Source organism: Roseateles sp. P5_B10, assembly GCF_056400485.1.
The window spans coordinates 1-2,024 of record NZ_JBFULE010000900.1 but is presented as its reverse complement, the minus strand read 5'-3'; the positions used below and the strand labels follow the sequence as shown (position 1 = coordinate 2,024).

Below are 2,024 nucleotides of genomic sequence, written 5' to 3'. Positions count from 1 at the left end.
AGCTGATGGTGTTCCCGCCGCTGGCGCTGGCCCTGCACCATGCGCTGCGCTGGGAACGCGCCGAGGCCGCCGGCCAGCCCGGCACGCGCGACATGATCGCAAGCGCGGCCTGGTCGGGCGTGGGCGTGAACCTGCTCGTCAGCGTACTGCCCCAGGCCCTGCTGCTGGCCCTCTTCATGCTGATCCGCGGTGCACGCCGCCGGGGCTTCATGGTGGCACTTCGCCAGACCCTGCCTTATGCGATCACACTGGCCGTCGTGGGCTTTGCGCTGCTGCTGGCCGCCTATGTGATGGCACGCCAGACCGGCACGACGCAGGCGCAGGACCTGCTGGGCTTCACGCTGGGTGGCCTGAAGGAGAAGCAGGCCTTGCAGAACTGGCTGGTCTCCTGGAAGGAGATGCCGGTCCGCTTCGCCTTCAGCCTCATCAACAACTTCGCCTTCCTGCCGTCCCTCGGTACGCTGGGCCGGGCCTATATGTGGGGCTGGCTGCCCGATGTGCATGCGGTGCTGCCATCGTTGCTGGGCCAGGCTTTGCTGGCGGCGCTGGTGGGGCTGCTGCTGGCAGCCATCGCCGTCGTGGGTGCCCGCCAGGCGCTGCGCAGCGCCGAGCCCGGCCTGCTGTCACCCTGGGCCTTTGTGCTGGGCGCGGCGGCCTTCTCGTACTACTACAACCTCAACGACCCGGAGCACTGGTTCCAGTTCACGATGCCGGTCGCGGTGCTGGCGCTGCAGTTGCGCCGGCGCTGGCTGGACGTGTGGCTGCTGGGCGTCGCGATGCCGGCGCTGCTGGTCGTCAACCTCATCGGCTACGGCATCCCCAAGGCGCGCTTCGCGCTGGCCGAGCGCCAGCAGGCGCTGCAGGCGGCGCTGGGGCCGCAGGGCTTGTACGTGGGTTTTGCCGCCTACCCGGGTGAGCCGGACAGCAGCCTCTTCGACACGCCGGGCGTCGAGCGCTTCAACATCGACCTTGTGCAGATGAACGACACCAAGGCCGATACGGCGGCGCTGCTGGCACGCCTGGATGCGCAGGTCGATGCCGCGCTGGCACGCGGCGGTCGCGTGCTGGTGTTCCGTGCGCTGGACGACCAGGACTGGCGCGGCCCGGTCATGCAGGTGGCGCTGGCCGGCTTGCCGCGCGCCAAGCTGCGCGAACACCTGGCGGCGCGCTATGCGATCAGCGGCCCGGTTGATGCCGGCGGCTTCCCCGCCTACGAACTGCGGCCGCGCGCCGCCGACGCGTACAAGGCCCCATAGGCGGCGATCATGCCGTCCAGGCTGAACTGCGCCCGTGCGCGGGCCAGCGACGCCTCGGCCAGACGCTGGCGCAGCGCCGCATCGTTGACGAGCCGGGCCAGCGCCGCGGCGAGCGCAGCGCTGTCCTGCACCGGCACGAGCAGGCCGTTCGCGTCGTTCTCCACCAGTTCGGGGTTGCCCCCCACGTCCGTCGCGACCGGCGCGCAGCCGCAGGCCATGGCCTCCAGCAGCGTATTGCTGATGCCTTCGGCCTGCGACGGCAGCGCAAAGATGTCGAAGTTCGGCAGCAGGGCCGCGACATCGCTGCGGTCGCCGGGCAGCCAGGCCTGATCGGCTGCGCTCCGTTCGGCCAGCCGCGTACGCGCCGCGTCGAACAGCGGGCCGCCGCCGAGCATCACCAGGCGCAAGCGCGGCCAGTCGGCCGGGCAAAGCTCGCGCAGGCTCAGGAAGGCGTTGACGAGGTTGAGCGGGTCCTTCACGGCCTGCATCCGTCCCACCGCGCCGATGACAAKATGCTCGCCGCGGCGATAGGGCCAGGCCTCGGGCGGGACGGCCGCGGGCATGAACCGCTGCGTATCCACGCCGTTGCAGATGCGCTGCACGCGCTCGGCCGCAAAGCCGACCGGGCCGGTCAGATAGGTTTCGATGGCCTTGGACAAGGCCACGAAGCGATGCACGCCAGAACCGTAGACACGGCGCAGGCGCTGGTYGGTGCGGCTGACGCCGCCGAGATCGTTGACGTCCCAGCCGTGCTCGCTGTGAACCCGC

Annotated in this window: 2 protein-coding genes; one reads left to right on the top strand and one right to left on the bottom strand. The window is 70.6% G+C overall.

Going from position 1 to position 2,024, the window contains the following annotated elements; translation table 11 throughout:
* The coding region (locus AC1DU6_RS29030; protein WP_477861405.1) for a hypothetical protein at positions 1–1,256 on the top strand (1,256 nt) is incomplete at its 5' end.
* Here the strand turns inward: AC1DU6_RS29030 and AC1DU6_RS29025 are convergent.
* A partial coding sequence (locus tag AC1DU6_RS29025; protein WP_477861403.1) for a glycosyltransferase occupies positions 1,211–2,024 on the bottom strand: 814 nt, incomplete at its 5' end. The two genes, AC1DU6_RS29030 and AC1DU6_RS29025, sit on opposite strands and share 46 nt — an antisense overlap.